Genomic DNA, 20,048 nt, shown 5'->3' on the forward strand with positions numbered 1-20,048 from the left:
CGAGTGCTGGGATCTCACTCCCGACAAGGGCCGCAGTCAAGGCTTCCGGCGGGCCGTTCCGGAGTATTCGCCCTTTGCCTTCCAACACAGTCCAACAAGCCTTACCGTAAACACCCGCAATTGACTGGTACATGACTCACTGCACTCTCCGAGAACGGAGGACGCGATTCATGCGCCCGCACACCTCCCGCACCACCCGGCGTGCCCGGCGAAGAGTCGTCGCGGCCCTGTCCGCGGCGCTGCTGTGCTCGGCGGGGGTCACCGCCCTGCCCGCCGCGGCCCGTACGGCCGGCACGCCACCCGGCACCCCGACGACCACGGCCGGCTCCGCCGGAACAGCCGCGTCCGCCGCCCCGCGGCTGCCCGACGGCCTGGCCAAGACGCCCCCCATGGGCTTCAACAACTGGAACTCCACCCACTGCGGAGCCGACTTCAACGAGGCGATGATCAAGGGAATCGCCGACCTCTTCGTCGAGAAGGGCCTCAAGGCCGCCGGCTACGAGTACGTCAACCTCGACGACTGCTGGGCCCAGAAGGAGCGCGACGCCAACGGCAAACTGGTCCCGGACACCACCCGCTTCCCCAACGGCATCAAGGCCCTGGCGGACTACGTGCACGCCAAGGGGCTGAAGTTCGGCATCTACACCAGCGCCGGGACCAGGACGTGCGCCCAGGCGATGCCCGGCGCGCTGGGCCATGAGTACTCCGACGCCCAGCAGTTCGCCGACTGGGGAGTGGACTACCTGAAATACGACAACTGCAACAACCAGGGGGTGGACGCCAAGAAGCGCTACCTCACCATGCGCGACGCCCTGAAGGCGACGGGCCGCCCCATCGTCTACAGCATTTGTGAGTGGGGCGAGAACAAGCCGTGGGAGTGGGCGGCGGACGTCGGGCACCTGTGGCGCACCACCGGTGACATCAGTGACGCGTGGGACAGCATGGTCTCGATCTTCAAGTTCAACGCGCCGCTCGCGCCGTACGCCGGCCCCGGCCACTGGAACGACCCGGACATGCTGGAGGTCGGCAACGGCGGCATGACGGACACCGAGTACCGCAGCCACTTCTCGCTGTGGTCGATGATGGCCGCGCCGCTGCTGATCGGCACCGACCTGCGCAAGGCCACGCAGTCGACGTTCGACATCCTCGACAACAAGGAGGTCGTCGCGCTCGACCAGGACCCGCTGGGCAAGCAGGCCGAGGTGCTGAAGTCCGAGGGCGGCCGCTGGGTACTGAGCAAGCCGCTGGCCAACGGCGACCGGGCCGTGGCCCTGTTCAACGAGACCGGCGATCCGCAGCGCATCAGCACGACGGCCAAGGAGCTCGGCCTGCCGCAGGCGGGCGGCTACCGGCTGCGCGACCTGTGGAAGCATGAGAACACCCACACCGCGGGCGAGATCGCCGGGACCGTACCGGCCCACGGCACGCTGGTGTACCGCGTCTCCGCCGACCGCCAGTGGCCGCAGGACCCGCCGGCCCTCGACAGCGGCGCGGACCGGGTCGCGCCGATCGAGGTCGGCAAGGAGGCCCGGGTCGCCACCCTGACCCGCAACCTCGGCCGGACGCCCGCGCTGGACGTCGCGGTCGGCCTCAAGGCCCCGCAGGGCTGGCGCGTCGAGCCGGTGACGTCCACCGGCACCCACGTCCTGCCCCCGGGCGAGGAACTGGCCACCGCCTGGCGGATCGCGCCCCTCGCGGGCACCAAGCCGGGTACGTACGAGCTGACGCTGACCACCGCTTACCGTTCACCACGCGGGCAGCGGGTCACCCAGACGCTGCCGGTCCCGGTCGCCGCCGTCCAGGCACCGCCCGCCGGCACCTCGTACGCCAGCGACCTGCCCTGGATCTCCGCCACCAACGGGTACGGGCCGGTGGAGAAGGACATGAGTGTGGGCGGGCCCCAGGCCGGTGACGGGACGCCGCTGCGCATCGGCGGGGTGCCGTACGCCAAGGGGCTGGGTGCCCACGCGCCCAGCGAGATCACGTACTACACGGGCGGGAAGTGCTCGGCGTTCAGCGCGCAGGTGGGCGTGGACGACGAGACCGCCGACCAGGGGTCGGTCACCTTCGAGGTGTGGGCCGACGGGCGGAAGGCCGCCGAGAGCGGCAAGCTGACCGGCACGGACCCGGCGAAGGCGGTCAGCGCCGCCGTCTCCGGTGCGAACACCGTACGGCTCGTCGTGCAGGACGTCGGTGACGGCCTGTACTACGACCACGCCGACTGGGCCGACGCCAAGTTCACCTGCTGACGCGGCCCACGTCCTGGCCGGGCGGGCCGTACGGCCCGCCCGGTCTCCCCTGCCGGCCGGCTCAGCAGGCCGGCAGGCCGGGGACGGGCGCGTCGTTCCGGCCGCCCTTGAGGTAGACGGCGCTGACGTACACGCCGCTGTTGCCACTGTCGTCGTCCGTCTTCGCCCACCAGGTGTTGGTCCACCGGCCGTACGTCTCGCGGCGCCCCAGATTCGCCTGGCAGTAGAAGTAGTTGGTGCCCGCGTTCAACGTGCCGACGTGCTGGAAGGACCCGGTGTACGAGGCGGCGGAGCGCCACACCTGGCAGTTGACCTTGCCGCCGCCGATCGGCGCGCACGAGCTCGGCTCCGGGGCGCCACCGGTGGCACTGCCGCCACCCGAGGCGGCGGACCCGCCGCCAGCCGCGGCACCCCCGGTGCCGCCCTGCCCGCCGTCGCCCCCACCGCCCGTACCGCCGGCCGCCGCGCCGCCGTCACCGGCCTTGCCGGGATCGCCGCCGGCACCGGGCTTCGGCTTCCCGGAAGCGGCATCCTTCGACGGCCCGCCCGGAGTGACGGGCGCCGCGCTCCGCTCCCCCTCGTCCTTTCCGCTCGCCGCGCCGCCCGGCTTCGCGTCCCCGGTCTCCCGCGGCGTGCCCGACGCGCCCGCCCGCGCGGCCTGCTCCTCCGGAGGCGCGGCGGGCCGCCGCTCCGCGACCGTACCGCCGGAGTCCCTGGCCATGAGCCCGTACGTCACTCCGCCACCCGCCACCAGGACGGCGGCCACCGCGGCTGCGGCGAACACGGCGGTACGCCGCTCGCGCCGCGCCGGAGGCGGGGTGGCACCGGTGGTCGCGACGGTGCTGGTGTCCTGGGCGCCGGGGTGGTTGGGAGCTGGATGGTTGGGGGCTGGGTGGCTCGGGGCTGGATGTCCGGCGCCCGGGGCCTCTGCGGCGACAGGACCGGTGGGGGCATGACCACTGACCGGCCCGGTCGGCGCCTGCCCTCCGGCCGGCCCGGCTCCCGTGGGCACGGGCGGCGCCGGTGGCCCCGGCACCAGGACGTCCGGCGCGGTCGGCGTCCGCGGCGCCTGCGCGCTCTGCCCCGTACCCGCACCCGTATCCGACCCCGATCCCGAACCGGCCCCCGCTGCCGGCCCCGTCCCCCTCCCCAGCCGCACCGTCTCGCGCCCGTCGGCCACCGCCGTCAGCAGCGCCCGTGCCTCGGCCGCGCTCGGCCGGGCGGCCGGGTCCTTGGCCATCAGGGCGTGCAGTACGGGCGTCAGCGGTCCGGCCCGGCGCGGTGCGGGCAGCGGTTCGGAGACGATCGCCGTCAGGGTCGACCAGACCGAGGTACGGCGGAACGGCGCGCCGCTGCCCTCCACGGCCGCGTACAGCGTCATGCCCAGCGACCAGATGTCCGAGGCGGGCGACGGCGGCTGTCCCTGGGCGCGCTCGGGCGGCAGGTAGTCGAGCGAGCCGACGAGTTCGCCGCTGCGGGTGAGGTGGGTGGTCGCGCCGTCGTCGGGCGCCTCGATGCTGGCGATGCCGAAGTCGGTGAGCACCACGCGGCCGACCCCGGCGTCCGGGCGGCCCGTACGCTGCGCCCAGCGCTCCAGCAGGACGTTGCCGGGCTTGACGTCCCGGTGCAGCACGCCCACCTGGTGGGCGGCGTCCAGCGCGTCCATCACCTTGGCGCCGATGGCGGCGATCTCGCGCGGGTCCATGGGCCCGCCCTGGTCGAGCGCGTCGTCCAGCGACGGGCCGTCGACCAGTTCCATGACGATGACCGGGCGTCCGGCCTCGTCGATCACGTCGTGCACGGTGACCACGCCGGAGTGCCGGATGCGGGCCGCGGCCCGTGCCTCGCGCTGCATCCGGGTCCGCAGGTCGGCCAGTTCCGGCGCGGACGCGTCGGTGTAGGCGCGCAGCACCTTCACGGCGACTTCCCGGCCCAGCACCTCGTCCACCGCCCGGCAGACGACGCCCATACCGCCGCGCCCGATCTGTCCGGTGACCCGGTACCGCCCGCCGAGCAGCCGCCCGGTCAGCTCCCCGGCGCCGCCGCCCCCGTCACGCGCACCGCCGCCGCCCTCGCCGCCGCGCTCCTCGTCCCCCGGCCCGTTCACACCATTCACGCTGCTCGCCCCGTTCGCCCCACTCGTCCCCTGCCATGGTCGGCACCAGCCTAGAGGGACGTGGGGCTGCACAACCCCCGTCAGGCAGTTGGGGCGAAGGCATCGAGACGGGACTGTTGCGCGGCGGCGGCCGCAGCGCCCACCACACCGGCATCCGTGCCCGTCTGAGCCGGTACGACCGTGATGTCACGGACGAAGGAGAGCGTGGCGTAGTCACGCAGGGCACGGCGCAGGGGGTCGAAGAGGAGGCCGCCGGCGCCCGCCACGCCGCCGCCGATGACCACGATCTCGATCTCGACCAGCGCCGCGGTGGCCGCGATACCGGCGGCCAGGGCCTGGGCGGCCCGCTCGAACGAGTGACGGGCCACCGGGTCACCCGCGCGTGCCGCGGCGGCCACGGCGGCGGCGCTGGTGTCGCCGTCGGGGCCCGGCCGCCAGCCGTTCTCCAGGGCGCGGCGGGCGATGTTCGGGCCGCTGGCGAGGCGCTCGACGCAGCCGCGGGCGCCGCACGGGCACGGGTCGCCGTCGAGGTCCACGCTGATGTGGCCGATGTGACCGGCGTTCCCGGTGGGGCCGGAGTGCAGCTGGCCGCCCAGGACCAGGCCGCCGCCGACACCGGTGGAGACCACCATGCACAGGGCGTTCGCGTAGCCGCGGGCGGCGCCCTGCCAGTGCTCGGCGGCGGTCATGGCCACCCCGTCGCCCACCAGGACGACGGGCAGCGCGCCGACCAGGTCCCGCACCTCGGCGACGACCGGGAAGTCCCGCCAGCCGGGGATGTTGACCGGGCTGACCGTGCCGCGCCGGGCGTCCACCGGGCCCGCGCTGCCGATGCCGACGGCGGCCACCCTGGCCCACTCGGGGCGTGCGGTCAGCTCACCCACCACCTCGGCCAGCGCGCGCAGCACGGTGGCGCCGTCCCGGTCGGCGGGCGTGGGCCGGGTGGTGCGGACGAGCAGCTTGCCGTGCTCGTCCACCAGCGCGCCGGCGATCTTGGTGCCGCCGATGTCCAGCGCTGCGCTCAGGTCCGTCTGCATCGGTGTCGAATCTCCTGGTGGGCGCCTGGGCCGGGGTGCGTGGGCCCGGCACGGGAACGCCAGTCTCGTGCTAATTGACAACGTTGTCCAGAGGTTATGCTCGACGCCGTACCGCGCTGCACCGCGCGGTACCGCTGGGCGGTGCGGCGCGGCCGGCCCCACGCACCGGCCCCCGGACACCGCCACAGCCATCATCGGCGTACCGGAGGGGGAACCGCCACACCCGTCCCGCCCGTCTCACCACCAACAGCCGGAACGCACAGCGGAGTCACGGCCCCACCCGGGCCGCCCGGCCACCGCGTACGCCTCCGGCACCCCACCACCGCCGACAGAATCAGGACCGCGCACCGTGACCGACACCGCCCGGGGCACCTCCCGCCGCTACGGCAGCCGGCCCACGATGAAGGACGTCGCGGCCCGGGCGGGCGTCGGCCTGAAGACGGTCTCCCGGGTGGTCAACGGCGAACCCGGCGTCACACCCGAGACCGAACGCCGCGTCCAGGACGCCATCACCGCCCTCGGCTTCCGCCGCAACGACTCCGCCCGCATCCTGCGCAAGGGCCGCACCGCCAGCATCGGCCTGGTCCTGGAGGACCTCGCCGACCCCTTCTACGGGCCGCTCAGCCGCGCCGTCGAGGAGGTCGCCCGGGACCACGGCGCGCTGCTGATCAACGGGTCCAGCGCCGAGGACCCGGCGCGTGAGCAGGAGCTGGTGCTCGCGCTGTGCGCACGCCGGGTGGACGGCCTGGTGATCATTCCGGCCGCCGAGGACCACCGCTACCTGGAGCCGGAGATCGCGGCGGGCGTGGCCACCGTCTTCGTGGACCGCCCGGCGGGCCGCATCGAGGCGGACACCGTGCTGTCCGACAGCTTCGGCGGCGCCCGCGACGCGGTGGCGCACCTGATCGCGCACGGCCACCGCCGGATCGGCTTCATCGGCGACCAGCCGCGCATCCACACCGCCGGGGAGCGGCTGCGCGGCTACCGCGCGGCGATGGCGCAGGCCGGGCTGGACGTCGACGAGGCGTGGGTGTCGCTGGGGTCGACCGCGCCCGACCGGGTACGGTTCGCGGCCACCGGCATGCTGGACGGGCCGCGCCCGGTCACCGCGCTGTTCGCGGGCAACAACCGGGTCACGGTCACGGCGGTACGGGTGCTCGCCGAACGCCCGCGCCCGGTCGCCCTGGTGGGCTTCGACGACTTCGAGCTGGCCGACCTGGTCTCCCCCGCGATCACGGTCGTGGCGCAGGACGCCGCGCGCCTCGGCCGGACCGCCGCCACGATGCTCTTCCGCCGCCTGGACGGTGACGGGATCCCCCCGCAGCGCCAGGAGATCCCCACCCGCCTCATCCCCCGCGGCTCCGGCGAACTCCCGCCACCGGCGGGTGCCTGAGGCCCGCCGCGCCGCTACGGCGCGTCGCCCCCGAAGCGGCGCACGAACACGTCGTACACCCCGTTGGTGTCCCCCGGCACCAGGTCCGCCGCGTTCGACCCGAAGACCACGCTGCGGCCGTCCCGGCTCAGGGCGTGCTGCGCGGCGTGGTTCAGGTAGCCGGCCGCGACCAGGTGCTGCTCGCCGGTGCACAGGTCGTGCAGGGTGAGCTTGCCGTCGTAGTTCTCCAGCACGCGCCGCCCGTCGCCGCTGACCGCCGTGGGAAAGCCGCGTTCCCTGCCCACCTGCCGGGTCCGCCCGTCCCGCAGGTCCCGTACATAGCCGTACGAGCCGGGCGGCCCCGACCGGAGCGACGCCCGGCGGACGCGGGCGCTGAACGTCACGGCACGCCCGTCGTCGCTCAACTCCCCCAGCCGCAGGGTGCGGTCGGCCATGGGTGTGCCGTCGGGATCCACGTCCGCCCGGCGTACGGCGCCGGTCCACCGGTCCCGGACGAAGAGGTCCTGCCCGGTGCCCTCCGCCTCGTCGACCACATGGGCCACCCACCGCCCCGTACCGCTCAACGACACACCACGGACGATGCCGTACTTCGCGCTCCCTCCCGGGGCTCGCGGGGTGATCAGCTCCGTCCGGCCGGTGACCGTGTCGCGCACGTAGTCGAGCGTCGGCCCGCCCGGAGCGGGCCCGGTGGCCCGGAAGGCGACCGCACGGCCGTCCGCGCTCAGCGAGGTGACCTCACCGCTCCCGCCACCGGCCGGGGAGCCGGGCGGCGGGGTCAGGTGCCGGGTCCGGCCGGTCCGGCGGTCGTGCAGGTACGCGGACCGGTTCCCGGCGAATCCGTCGGAGTACGCGACGAAGCGGCCGTCGGCGCTCACCCGCGGCACGTTGTCGATGCCCGCGCCGTCCACCCGCCGGGCGCCCGGTATCCGCTCGACCCGCCCGGTCCGCAGATCCTTCACGGCCAGCGCGTGGACGCTGTCTCCCTCGCCGCCCAGCTCCGGCGCGCCCGTCCAGAAGGCGACGTACCGTCCACCGGCGCTGATCGAGGCGATGTGCGAGGGTCCGCCCAGCTCGCCGCCGTCCGCCGCCGTACTCACCCGGACGACCGTGGACACGTCACCGTCGTCCGCCCGGGCCGCCTCCCCCGGCAGCAACAGCCCCGCCGCACACGCCGCCACCACGGCCGCCCTCAGTCCCGTACGCGTCCGCCGCATCCTCTTCCCCCCTGACCACCGCCGCCCCGCCCACGCGGGATGACGCGCATCCAAACGCGCCGTGCGGGGCGGGGGCAATCAGCTGTTGTGCGTACAACCTTCGGCAGGCGTGCGGCGTCCGCGCCCGGGCCGGCGACGGCATGAGTCGTTCCAAGGAGTGACGAAGATCGGCTCGCGAACTCCTAGGGTCGGGCGCATGAGAGCAAGGAACGGCGGGTGGCCCCGGTGGGGCGCCGATGCCGGGCTGGTCGCGCTGACCCTGGTGCCGCCGCTGCTGTCGCAGCCGTACGTGGACACGTCGGGGGCGGCGTGGTCGTCGCTCGCCGGTCACGAGGCGGTGGCCGTGGTGGTTCTGGTGCTGCGGCGGCGGATTCCGGCCACGGCCTTCGTGGTGGGCCTGGGCGCGCTCGTGGCGGCGCTGGCGGGGAGTGCGGGGCAGGACGCCAAGCTGTCCCCGCTGGTGTTCCTGCCGCTGGCCGTACTGCTGTACAGCCTGGGCAGTTACTGCACGAGCTGGGTACGGACCGGGCTCGCGCTGCTCGGTGCCGGTGCGGTGATCGTGACCGGGCTGTGGCTGAACCGGATGACCGCAGGCGCCGGGGAGTTCCGGGGCGGCCTGGACATCCTCGCCGCTCTGGCCCCCATGCCGCTGGCGTGGGCGATGGGGTTCGCCGCGCGTACCCGGCGTGCGCTGCTCGCCGCGGCCGAGCAGCGGGTGGCCGACGCGGACCGCGCGCAGCGTCTGCGGGCGGCGCAGGCCGCGCAGCGGGAACGGGCGCGGATCGCCCGCGAGATGCACGACGTGGTCGCCCACTCGCTGACGCTGCTCGTCGTGCACGCGGAGACCCTGCGCGCCCGGGGCGACGAGCTGCCCGGCTGGGCCCGTACCCAGGTCGACGGGCTGGCGGCGGCGGGCCGGCAGACCGGTGGTGAGCTGCGCGACCTGCTGCGGATGCTGCGCGATCCCGCGGACGCGGTCCCGCTCCAGCCGGTGCCCGGGCTCGGGGAGCTGGAGGTGTTGCTGGAGAGCCACCGTGCCGCGGGCGGATCGGTGGAGGTGTGTGTGGGGACGGAGTTGACGTCGTTGCCGAGTCCGGTGCAGTTGGCGGGGTACCGCATCGTGCAGGAGTCCCTGGCCAACGCCCGCCGCCACGCGCCCGGGGCGCCGGTCCGGCTCACCGTCGACGGCGCCGCAGGGCACCTGCGCTTCGAGGTGGTCAACGGCCGCGGGGCGCGGCGCGGAACCGCGGGTGCGGGCGTCGGGCTCGGCCTGGTCAGCATGCGGGAGCGGGTGGACGCGCTGGGCGGCGAACTGACCGCGGGGCCGACCGGCGACGGCGGGTTCCGCGTCGTGGCCACGATGCCGCTGGAGACCGCCGGTGTCTGAGCTGATCAGCGTCCTCATGGTGGACGACGAGCCGGTCATCCGCGCCGGCCTGAGCGCGATCCTGGACAGTCAGGCCGGTCTGACCGTGGCCGGCACCGCGGGCGACGGGGAGGAGGCCGTCGAGGCGTGTGCGCGGCTGCGGCCGCACGTACTGCTGCTGGATGTCCGTATGCCGCGGCGGGACGGGCTGTGGGCGCTGGCCGAGCTGGGCCGCCGGCAGCTGCTCGGGCCGGGGCGGAGTCAGGTGCTCATGCTGACGACGTTCGATCTGGACGAGTACGTCGACGAGGCGCTGGCCGCCGGCGCGGCCGGGTTCCTGCTGAAGAACAGCTCGTACGAGGAGCTGACCGGTGCGGTACGGGCGGCCGCGGCCGGGCACAGCGCGCTGAGCCCGGCGGTGACCCGGCGGATCATCGAGGGGCACCTGAGCACCCGGCGGCGGCCGGACGGCCAGGAGCTGGCCCGGCTGCGGGATCTCACCGAACGGGAACACGACGTGCTGCGGCTGGTCGGTGACGGGCTGAGCAACGCCGAGATAGCGGACCGGCTCGTGGTGAGCCTGCACACGGTCAAGACGCACGTCAGCCGCATGCTGGCCAAGACCGGCTGCCAGAGCCGGGCGCAGGCCGCGGTGCTGGCCAGGAACACGCTGGCCTGACCGCCCGCGGCGGGCGCCGGGCTGCCGTGCGTCCGTCCGTATCACTCCTCCGAGTGACACGGTGCCTGCGGGAAGCCCGCCGACGAGCGATGTGGCGGGGGACCGTCCCTGGCTGAATGGCTGCTGTGCGGCGGGCCCGCCGTGACGCCCCGCAGCAGCGGGCGCCTCCTGGGCCGTCGACGCACGAAGCCAGCTGTCCTGCGCCGAAGGGAACTGCCATGTCCGCACGCACATCATCTCGCCGCCGGCTCCTGCGCGGGGCGCTGGTGGTGGCTCTGGTGACCGGCCTGGGCGGAGCGCTCCCGGCCTGCTCGGAAACGGACCCGGACCCGGGGGCGGTGCGGGCGTCGGCCGGCCGGAAGGCCGCGGACGCGCCGGCCGGCGAGCGGCTGGCCGGTCTCGCGCAGCAGGCGGCGGACGAGGGGTCGGCGGGAGTGATCGTCCGGATCGTGCGCGGCAGCGGTGCGCCCCTGGAGATCGCTCGGCAGGCCGCCTGGACGGAGGCCGACCACCGGCTCGCCCCCGGCGACCAGTTCCGGGTCGGGTCCAACACCAAGACGGTCACCGCCACCCTCGTCCTGCAACTGGTCGCCGCCGGCAAGGTCGGTCTGGCCGACCCGGTGGAGAAGTGGCTGCCCGGGGTCGTGCGGGGCGGTCGGGACATCACCGTACGGATGCTGCTCAACCACACCAGCGGGCTGGGCGACTTCCTGCTGACGCCGGCGTTCCTGCCTTCCCTGACCGGGCAGGAGCACCGCACCTGGGGAGCGAAGGAACTCCTGGCCATCACGCCCCGGCAGGACCCGCCGAGCGCCCCCGGCGCGAAGTACTCCTACAGCAACGCCAATTACGCCGCCCTCGGACTGATCCTGGAGAAGGCCACCGGGGAGAGCCTCGCCGAGCTGATCGAGCGGAAGATCACCGAGCCCCTGGGCATGCGGGACTCCTTCCTCGCGACGGACGCGGCCTGGAGCGCCGGCAAGCAGCACGCGACCGGTTACGAACCGGACGCCGGACGCCTCAAGAGCATCCTCGCCCCGGCCGTGCCCCTGCCCGAAGGCGTCGGCTTCACCGGCCCCGCCCGCCCCGGGAACAACGTCGACACCACCGGCATCGACCCGAGCTGGTCCGGCGCCGCAGGCGGCATGGTCTCCACCGCCCGGGACTGGCAGCGCTTCCTGACCGCGCTCGTCTCCGGCAAGCTGCTGCCCGAGGCCCAGATGGAGCAGCTGCGCACCACCGTCCCCGCCCCCGAGGAGGGCGGCGGTTACGGACTCGGTCTGATGAAGGTCGACACCCCCTGCGGCACCGTCTGGGGCCACACCGGCGGCCTGCCCGGCTACTCCAGCGAGATCTACACCGACCCGGACGGCCACCGCAGCGTCGCGGTCCTGACGAGCACCACCTTCGGCATCAAGGAGAAGGCCGCCGCCACCGCGAACAAGAAGCTCGTCGACGAGGCGGCCTGCACCATGCTGGCTCGGTCCTAGCTCCGCACCACGACCAGCTGCTGCGTCGCCCGGGACATCGCCACGTAGCGGTCCACCGCTCCTTCGATTCCCTCGCCGAAGTGCTCCGGGTCGACGAGGACGACCAGGTCGAACTCCAGGCCCTTGGACAGTTCCGGGGTCAGCGAGCGGACGCGGGGCCCGGCCGTGAAGGCGGGGTCGCCGATGACGCAGGCGACTCCGTCGTCGTGTGTGGCGAGCCAGGTGTCGAGGATGGCGTCCCGGTCCGTGGCGGGCACGTAGGTGACGGGGAGGCCGCTGCTGCGGATGGAGGTGGGGACGTTGGCGTCGGGGAGGGCGGCCCGGATGACCGGCTCGGCCGCCGCCATGACCTCTTCCGGGGTGCGGTAGTTGATGCTGAGGGAGGCGACGTCGATGCGGTCCAGTCCGATCCGTTCGAGGCGTTCCCGCCACGACTCGGTGAAGCCGTGCCGGGCCTGGGCGCGGTCGCCGACGATGGTGAAGCTCCGGGACGGGCAGCGCAGCAGCAGCATCTGCCACTCGGCGTCGGTCAGCTCCTGCGCCTCGTCCACGACGATGTGCGCGAACGGGCCGGCCAGCCGGTCCGGTTCGGCGATGCTCAGTTCGGCCTCGTCGACCAGGCTGACCTGGGCGTCCTGGCCGCGCAACATCGTGACCAGGCCCTCGCCCTCGTCGAGGTCGGCGCCGGAGGCGGCCGCGGCGTCGATCAGGTTGTCGACGACCTGGGTCATGCGCTCGCGCTGGGCGGCGAGTACGGCCGCGTGCCGGCGCCTGGTCCGGGCCGCCTCCGGGTCGCCGAGGCGCTGCCGTGCCGCGTCCAGCAGCGGCAGGTCGGACACCGTCCAGGCCTGGGGCGCTTCCTTGCGCTGCAACGTGCGCACCTCGTCGGTGCTGAGCCAGGGGGCGCACAGCCGCAGGTAGGCGGGGACCGTCCACAGGTCCGAGACCAGGTCGGCGGCTTCGAGCAGCGGCCAGGCGCGGTGCAGGGTGGTGACGAGTTCCTCGTCGTGGCGCAGTGCCCGTTCGAAGTCGTGGGCCGGGACGTCGCCGTCGAGCTTGTCCAGCAGGATCGCGACGATCTCTTCCCAGATCTGCTCGCGCGCCTCGTTGTGCGGCGTGCCGGGGTCCGGCGCGTCGAACGCCTCGGCCCAGTCGTCGGCGCTCAGCCGCACGTCGCCCCAGTCGGTCGAGACCGTCATCCCCCGGGCGGGCGGCTCCTCGTAGATGCCGACGGCCTTCTCGACGGCCTGCACCATGCGGGCGGACGACTTCAGACGGGCCACCTCCGCGTCGCTCTCGTGCGCCGCCGTGGCTCCTTCGGCGACGAGGTCCCGCAGGGTGCATATCTGTACGCCCTCCTCGCCGAGGCTGGGGAGGACGTCGGCGACGTAGGCCAGGTAGGGCTGGTGCGGGCCGACGAAGAGTACGCCGCCGCGGCGGTGCCCGAGGCGCGGGTCGGAGTACAGGAGGTAGGCGGAGCGGTGCAGGGCGACGACGGTCTTGCCGGTGCCCGGGCCGCCGTCGACGACGAGGGCGCCGCGGGAGCCCGCCCGGATGATGGCGTCCTGGTCGGCCTGGATGGTGCCGAGCACGTCGCGCATCCGGGCCGAGCGGTTGCTGCCCAGGCTGGCGATGAAGGCGGAGTGGTCGTCGAGCGCGGCGTGTCCTTCGAGTCCTTCGGGGGTGAAGACCTCGTCCCAGTAGTCGCTGATGCGGCCGCGGGTCCAGCGGTACCGGCGGCGGCTCGTCAGGCCCATCGGGTCGGCGTGGGTGGCGCCGAAGAACGGTTCGGCCGCGGGGGACCGCCAGTCGACCAGCAGCCGGCGGCCCGCGCTGTCGGTGAGGCCGAGCCGTCCGACGTACACCGGCTCGCTGCCGTCGGCGGCGACCATCCGGCCCAGGCACAGGTCCAGACCGAAGCGGCGCAGGGCGCGCAGGCGCCCGGTCAGCCGGCGGACCTCCACGTCGCGCTCCATGGCCTGGCGGCCGGTGCCGCCGGGCGCCTTGAGTTCGGCGTCGAGGCGGCCGGACAGTTCGGTGATCGTCTGTTCCAGGCTCTCCGCGATGGCCGCGAAGTGCCGCTCGTCGGCCGCCGTCAGCTCCGGGGCGGCCTTGGCGGCCAGACGGTCGGGAAGGTCGAACACGCTGGTGGTGCTCAGGGGGTTCATGGCGTCAGCTCCGTTCTCGGGCCGGGCCTGCCGAGCTGCGCGGTACGTCCGTCCGCGCTGCGGCGCGGGTGACGCCGCCGACAACTCCGCACGTACTTCGCAGATCTCTTGTTTCCGCAGGTTCCGGCCTCGGCGAGCGATTGTGCGGTACGACCGGGGCCTTGCCGCAAGCCCCCCTGTGCGCTATAAGTTGAGAGTGGCAAGGAGTGGGTGACTCCTTGCCTTTGTTTTTTGCCCGCGCGGCCCGTACCGTCCGCGCCGCCCGCGCCGCGCCGTCAGGCGTGCCGGACCGGGCGGCCCGCCAGGCCGTCGAGGTCGGCTCGGGTGAGGCCGGTCAGGCGGGCGACCTCGGCGATGTCGACGGCTCCGCAGTCCAGGCCGCGCAGCAGGTAGCCGCTGAGCGCCTTGGCGGTCGCGGGCTCGTCCAGCACGTCGCCGCCCGCCTTGGCGACGTACGCGGCCAGCCGGGCCGCGGCCTGTTCCAGTCCCTCGCGGTAGAAGGTGTACACGGCGGCGTAGCGGGTGGGCAGGTGAGCGGGGTGCATGTCCCAGCCCTGGTAGTACGCGCGGGCCAGCGAGCGGCGGACGAGGCCGTGGTGCAGCCGCCAGGCGTCGTGCACCTGCGTGGTCGCGCCGACCGGGAGGACGTTGGTGGAACCGTCGGAGAGGCGGACGCCGGTGCCCGCGGCGGCGACCTGCATCACGGCCTTGGCGTGGTCGGCCGCCGGGTGGTCGGGCGCCTGGTGGGCGGCGCTGACGCCGCAGGAGGCGCTGTAGTCGAAGGTGCCGTAGTGCAGGGAGGTGGCGCGGCCCTCGGCGGCCTCGATCAGGCGGGCGACGGTGGCGCGGCCGTCGGCCCCCAGGATGGACTGGGTGGTCTCGATCTGGATCTCGAACCCGATCCGCCCGGCGGGCAGGCCGTGGGTCTTCTCGAACGCCGCCAGCAGCCGGACCATCGCGGTGACCTGTTCCGGGTAGCTGACCTTGGGCAGGGTCAGCACCAGGCCGTCCGGCAGGCCGCCGGCCGCCATCAGGCCGGTCAGGAAGATGTCGAGGGTGCGGATGCCGCGGTCGCGGACGGCGGCCTCCATGCACTTCATGCGGATGCCCATGCAGGGCGCGGCGGTGCCGTCCCGGTAGGCGGCCGCGACGAGGGCGGCGGCGCGGGCGGCGGCCGCGTCCTCCTCGGCGTCCGGGCGGAGTCCGTAACCGTCCTCGAAGTCGATGCGCAGGTCCTCGACGGGCTCGCGCTCCAGCTTGGCCCGTACCCGGTCGTACACCGGCTCGGCGAGGCCGGCGGGGATGCCCAGGACGCCGGCGAACGCCTCGGCGTCGGGGGCGTGCTCGTCGAGGGCGGCGAGGGCGGCGTCGCCCCATGCGCGCAGGGTGCCGGCGGTGAGGACGTCGCCGGGGACGTAGACCGTGTGGACCGGCTGGCGGGTGCCGGGGTCGCCCGGGTAGCGCCGCGCGAGGTCCGCGTCGACCGCCGCGAGGGCGGCTCCGATCTCCTCGCGTACGGTGTCCGCGAGACTCGTCGCCACCGTCTCGTGCTGCCCCATCCGGCACCCTCCCAGTGTTCGCGCCCGTCGTACGGGCGCTGCCGCTGCACTTTTCCGCTGTGCGGAATCAACAATCCGTAGAGCGAAGTTATCCGGGCCGAGTTCGCAGGTCAACACCCTCGGGGAACGGGACCGGCGGGGCGCCCTCTGGGGAGCGTTCCCCACGGCGCGCGCCGGGCGCCCGCGCGGGGCGTACCCCGTTTCATCCCTTTCGGTGCTTCTTCCTCCTTGACCGGCCGGACCGGAACGCCCGTGCGTAGCATCACCGGCGCGGTGCGGGCGGCCCGAGCGGCCCGGCCGCCCGCACGAGGCGTGAGGGACGGTATGCAGGAGGAGTTCGGGGACGCGCTGCGGCGGCTGCGCCGGGACAGGGAGGTCTCCCTCCGGACCCTGGCGCAACTGGTGCACTACAGCAAGGGCTATCTCAGCAAGATCGAGAACGGTGAGAAACCGCCGACCGGGGACGTCGCCCGCCGCTGCGACGCCGCGCTGGCCGGGGGCGGCGCGCTCACCCGGCTGCTGTCCGCCCGCACCCCCGGCGACCGCTGCCCCTACCCCGGACTGGCCGCGTACACCGCCGACGACGCCCCCTGGTTCTTCGGCCGCGAACGCGCCACCGCCGCGCTCGTCGGCCGCCTCGCCGAACGCCTGGCCGCCGCGGGCCCGCTGGTCGTGGCGGCCCCGTCCGGCGCCGGCAAGTCCTCGCTGCTCCGGGCCGGCCTGCTGCCCGCCCTGCGCGCCGGGGCCCTGCCCGGCTCCCGGCACTGGGCGGTACGCGTCCTGACGCCCGGCGCGCACCCGCTCACCGAACTGGCCACGGCGCTGACCGGCCCCGCGGCCGCGCCCTCCCCGGCCGAGGCGCTTTCCGGGCCGCACTCCCCCGCCACGCCAGCCGCCGTCGCTGCCGCCGCCGAGGACCTGGCCGACGCGCCCGAACGGTGCCCCGCCGCCGTCCGCGCCGCCCTCGGGCCCTGCCCGCGCCTGATCCTCGTCGTCGACCAGTTCGAGGAGATCTTCACCGCCTGCGAGGACCCCCGGGAGCGGCGGGCGTTCGTCGCGGCGCTCTGCGCGGCCGCCCGGGACGCCCCGTGCGCCGTGATCCTGTGCGTACGCGCCGACTTCTACGGCCAGTGCCTGGACCACCCCGCGCTCGCCCCCGCCCTGTCCGCCGGGATCTTCGCGCTGCGGCCCATGTCCGTACCGGAGGTACGGGCGGCGATCACCCGGCCCGCGCGGGAGGCCGCGCTGGAGCTGGAACCGGGCCTCGAAGAGCTGCTCCTGTCCGACCTGGGCATCCACGAGGACGACGGCCCGGTGGCCGGCGGCACGCTGCCCCTGCTGGCGCACGCCCTGCTCGCCACCTGGCAGCAGCGCAGCGGCCGCACCCTCACCGTCGCCGGATACCGTCTGACCGGCGGCCTGCACGGCGCCGTCGCCACCACCGCCGAGCGGGTGCACGCCGCGCTGGACCCGGCGGAGCGGCGGGCGGCGCGGCAGGTGCTGCTGCGGCTGGTGCAGGTCGGCGAGATCGCGGGCGAGACGCGCCGCCGCGTCCCGCACGAGCGCCTGCTGGAGCACCTGCCGGACCCGGAGAAGACCGCCGCCGTGATCGACGTCTTCGTCCGGGCCCGCCTGCTGACCCTGGACGCGGACACCGTGGAGATCACCCACGAGGCGCTGCTGCGGGCCTGGCCGCGGCTGCGCGGCTGGATCCGGGCCGACCGGGCCGGGCTCCTCGTCCACCAGCGGCTCTCGGAGGCGGCCGGGGCGTGGAAGCGGGAGGGCCGGGAGGCGGCGGGGCTGTACCGCGGCACGCGGCTGGCGGTGGCCCGCGAGTGGGCCGGGCAGCAGGGGGAGCACGCCGGACTCAGTCCCCTGGAGGAGGAGTTCCTGCACGCGTCCCAGACGCGCGAGGCGGCCGCGGCGCGGGCCGAGCGCCGCCGGGTGCGCCGCCGCCGCAGGCTCGCGGGCTCCTTGGCCGTGCTGCTCGTGCTCGCCGTGTGCGCGGGGGTGCTGGCGGTCCAGCAGTGGCGTACGGCGGAGTCCGGCCGCCTCGACGCGTACGCCGGTGAACTGGCCGCCCGCTCGGGCCAGGTGGCGGCCGGACAGCCCGAAGCGGCCATACTGCTCGCCGCCGAGGCGTACCGGCTGCGCCCCTCCCCCGCCTCCCGCAGCGCGCTGCTCAGCAGCCAGGCGCGGCCGTTCGCGGGCCGTCTGACGGGGCACCAGGGGCCGGTCAACGCCGCCGCGTTCAGCCCCGGCGGGCAGCTGCTGGCGGGCGGTTCCTCGGACGGCACGGTCCGGCTCTGGGATCCGCGCACCCGCCGCCCGGCGGGCACCGCGATCCGGGCGCGCGGGACGCGGATCCGCGGTGTGGCGTTCAGCCCGGACGGCCGGCTGCTCGCGGCGGGCGCCTCGGACGGCTCGGTACGGGTACGGGACACCGGCCGCGGGGCCCCGGTCACCACCGTGCCCGGCGCGGGTCCGGGCGGCGAGGTGGCTTTCGCGCCGGCCGGTGCGGGCGCAGCGCGGCCGGGCCCGGCCGGTGCGGCCCGTGAGCAGCTTCTCGCCGCCACCGGCCCCGGCGGCAGCGTCGCCTTGTGGGAGGCGCCCCGCATGCGGCTCGCGGCCCGGCTGCCCGGCCGGGGAGGCGGGGCGAGCGGCAAGGTGGCGTTCAGCCCGGACGGGCGGCTGCTGGCCCGCGGTGACGGCGAGGGCCGGGTCCGGGTGTGGCGGCTGCCGTCCGCGCTGGCCGCGTCCGCGTCCGGCAGCGCCCTGCCGGACGCCGGCCGCCCCGCCTCCCCCACCGTCCTGGCCGACCGCTCCGGGCACGGCAGCGGAGTCGTGGCCGTGGCCTTCAGCCCGGACAGCGCGACGCTGGCGGTCGGCGGCACGGACCGCACGGTGACGCTGTACGACACCCGGGACATGACCGTCACGGGGCGGCTCACCGGCCACAACGACGACATCAACGCGCTGGCGTTCTGCCCGGACGGCGACACCCTCGCGTCCGCCTCCGGCGACGGCTCCGCGCGCCTGTGGGAGGTCGCCACCCGCCGTCCCGTCGCCGCCTTCGCCGGGCACAGCGACTACGTGCTCACCGTCGCCTTCTCGCCGGACGGCCGCACGCTCGCCACCGGCAGCTTCGACCGGACCCTCACCCTGTGGCACCCGTCCGGCACGGCGCTGACCGCCCGGCCGGTGTCCGGCCGGTCCGCCGTCGCCTTCGCGCCCGGCGGGCGGCAGCTGGCCGCCGCGGGCACCGACGGCTCGGTCCAGCGGTGGGACGTGCGCTCCCGTACGCAGCTGGGACCGCCGCTGCGCGGCCACCGCGGCGCGGTGCGGGGGCTGGCCTACAGCCGGGACGGCCGCACGTTCGCGACCGCGGGTGCCGACGGGACCGTACGGCTGTGGAACGCGGCGAGCGGGGCCCGCGAGGCGGTGCTGACCGGGGCGCGGGGAGCGGTGTTCGCGGTCGCGTTCGCCCCCGGTGGGCGGTGGCTGGCGGGGGCCAGCGAGGACGGCACGGTCCGGCTGTGGGACCGGGCGCGGGGCGGCTCGGCCGTGCTGACCGAGCACGACGACTTCGTGAACGGCGTGGCGTTCAGCCCGGACGGGCGGCTGCTGGCCAGCGCGAGCGACGACCGTACGGTACGGCTGTGGGACGCCGCCACGCGCCGCCCGGTGGCCGTCCTGCGCGGGCACACGGGCGCGGTGTGGGCGGTGGCCTTCAGCGCGGACGGCCGTGTGCTGGCGTCGGCGGGCAACGACCGCACGGTGCGCCTGTGGGACGTACGGCGGCACCGGGTGGTGGGTGTGCTGCGCGGTCACACGGGTTCGGTGCGCGACATCGCCTTCGCGCCGCGCGGACGGCAGCTGGCCACGGCCGGCTTCGACGGCACCGTGCGCGTCTGGGACACGGCCGCCCGTACGCAGGCCGCCACGCTGACCGGGCACACCGACGTGGTGTGGTCGGTGGCGTACGCGCCGGACGGCAGGACGCTGGCGAGCACCGGCGCGGACGGTTCCGTACGCCTGTGGGACCTGGACGCGCGGCGGGTGGCCGGGCGCGTCTGCCCGCTGGCCGGCAGGACCGGGCCCGCGCGCTGGCGGGAGTTGCTGCCCGATGTCCCGTACGCCCCCATCTGCGACCACTGACGCCTCAGCAGCCCCTCCCGGCCCCGGAAAATATCGCGTGGCGTTCTCGTCCGAGCCGGGTGACACTCTCCGGCATGACATGGACCGCACCACAAGTCGACCGCCGTACCGCTCCCTACGTGGCGGACGAACGCACCCTTCTCCAGGGCATGCTGGACCAGCACCGCGACCTCCTGCTGGCCAAGTGCGCCGGCCTGACCGCCGAACAGCTCACCCGGGCGGCCGTCGAACCCTCGAACCTCACCCTGCTCGGACTCGTCCGGCACATGACCGACGTGGAACGCTCCTGGTTCCGGCAGCGGGCCGCGGGGCAGAAGATCGGTTCCCTGTACTACACCGAGGAGCAGCCGGACACGGACTTCGAAGACCTCGACACCGCCGGGGCCGAAGCCGCGTTCGCCGCGCTGCGCGCCGAGTGCGACGCCGCTGACCGGGCCGTGGCCCACCGCGGCCTGGACGACACCTTCGAGACGACGGACGGCCGGGTCATCAGCCTGCGGTGGATGTACGTCCACATGATCGAGGAGTACGCGCGGCACAACGGGCACGCGGACCTGCTGCGCGAGCGGATCGACGGCGCGACGGGCGAGTAGGCGGACGGGCCGGGGCCGGGCCCGCG

12 protein-coding genes are annotated in these 20,048 nt (G+C 75.0%); 7 read left to right on the forward strand and 5 right to left on the reverse strand.

The features are described from left to right. Window positions 1-170: 170 nt before the first annotated feature. Window positions 171-2,249 carry an NPCBM/NEW2 domain-containing protein gene (locus tag AB0L45_RS29105; protein WP_365845056.1) on the forward strand — a complete coding sequence of 693 codons (2,079 nt, stop codon included), beginning with the start codon at window positions 171-173 and terminating at the stop codon, window positions 2,247-2,249. Between the two features lie 61 nt (window positions 2,250-2,310). Here the strand turns inward: AB0L45_RS29105 and AB0L45_RS29110 are convergent, their stop codons facing one another. Both AB0L45_RS29110 and AB0L45_RS29115 read right to left on the reverse strand, forming a co-directional pair. Further along, window positions 2,311-4,278, reverse strand: a complete 1,968-nt coding sequence (locus tag AB0L45_RS29110; protein ID WP_365845151.1) for a protein kinase — start codon at window positions 4,276-4,278, stop codon at window positions 2,311-2,313. A gap of 167 nt (window positions 4,279-4,445) precedes the next feature. Next, window positions 4,446-5,402, reverse strand: coding sequence for an ROK family protein (locus tag AB0L45_RS29115; RefSeq protein ID WP_365845058.1), 957 nt, complete (start codon window positions 5,400-5,402; stop codon window positions 4,446-4,448). Between the two features lie 349 nt (window positions 5,403-5,751). On the opposite strand from AB0L45_RS29115, the gene AB0L45_RS29120 reads away from it, so the two are divergent. After that, on the forward strand, window positions 5,752-6,795 hold the full coding sequence (locus AB0L45_RS29120; protein ID WP_365845060.1) for a LacI family DNA-binding transcriptional regulator: 1,044 nt from the start codon (window positions 5,752-5,754) through the stop codon (window positions 6,793-6,795). Between the two features lie 14 nt (window positions 6,796-6,809). Here the strand turns inward: AB0L45_RS29120 and AB0L45_RS29125 are convergent, their stop codons facing one another. Further along, on the reverse strand, window positions 6,810-8,009 hold the full coding sequence (locus AB0L45_RS29125; RefSeq protein ID WP_365845062.1) for a hypothetical protein: 1,200 nt from the start codon (window positions 8,007-8,009) through the stop codon (window positions 6,810-6,812). 196 nt (window positions 8,010-8,205) lie between these two features. Between AB0L45_RS29125 and AB0L45_RS29130 the strand changes: the two genes are divergently transcribed. The 3 genes from AB0L45_RS29130 (at window position 8,206) to AB0L45_RS29140 (ending at window position 11,544) form a co-directional block, all read left to right on the forward strand. Then, window positions 8,206-9,396 (forward strand): histidine kinase, encoded by a 1,191-nt coding sequence (locus tag AB0L45_RS29130; RefSeq protein ID WP_365845064.1) that lies wholly within the window; start codon window positions 8,206-8,208, stop codon window positions 9,394-9,396. Window positions 9,397-9,412: 16 nt separating this feature from the next. Further along, window positions 9,413-10,054 (forward strand): response regulator transcription factor, encoded by a 642-nt coding sequence (locus AB0L45_RS29135; protein WP_365845153.1) that lies wholly within the window; start codon window positions 9,413-9,415, stop codon window positions 10,052-10,054. Window positions 10,055-10,272: 218 nt separating this feature from the next. Beyond that, entirely contained in the window at window positions 10,273-11,544 is a 1,272-nt protein-coding gene (locus tag AB0L45_RS29140) for a serine hydrolase domain-containing protein (protein ID WP_365845066.1), read from the forward strand. On the opposite strand, the gene helR is transcribed toward AB0L45_RS29140, so the two are convergent. Together helR and AB0L45_RS29150 are read right to left on the reverse strand one after the other, a co-directional pair. Continuing rightward, window positions 11,541-13,712: an RNA polymerase recycling motor ATPase HelR gene (gene helR, locus AB0L45_RS29145; protein WP_365845068.1), complete on the reverse strand. Its 2,172-nt coding sequence runs from the start codon at window positions 13,710-13,712 to the stop codon at window positions 11,541-11,543. The two genes, AB0L45_RS29140 and helR, sit on opposite strands and share 4 nt — an antisense overlap. 275 nt (window positions 13,713-13,987) lie before the next feature. Further along, the gene (locus AB0L45_RS29150) at window positions 13,988-15,271 is read right to left on the reverse strand and encodes an aldolase (protein WP_365845070.1); all 1,284 of its coding nucleotides are present in this window, start codon (window positions 15,269-15,271) and stop codon (window positions 13,988-13,990) included. 252 nt (window positions 15,272-15,523) lie between these two features. Here AB0L45_RS29150 and AB0L45_RS29155 point away from each other — a divergent pair, with 252 nt between their 5' ends. Together AB0L45_RS29155 and AB0L45_RS29160 are read left to right on the forward strand one after the other, a co-directional pair. Next, window positions 15,524-19,429, forward strand: a complete 3,906-nt coding sequence (locus AB0L45_RS29155; RefSeq protein ID WP_365845072.1) for a helix-turn-helix domain-containing protein — start codon at window positions 15,524-15,526, stop codon at window positions 19,427-19,429. A gap of 74 nt (window positions 19,430-19,503) precedes the next feature. Next, entirely contained in the window at window positions 19,504-20,022 is a 519-nt protein-coding gene (locus AB0L45_RS29160; protein ID WP_365845073.1) for a DinB family protein, read from the forward strand. The last annotated feature ends 26 nt before the right edge of the window (window positions 20,023-20,048 follow it).

Source organism: Streptomyces sp. NPDC052496 (assembly GCF_040679095.1).
Taxonomy (GTDB): Bacteria; Actinomycetota; Actinomycetes; order Streptomycetales; family Streptomycetaceae; genus Streptomyces.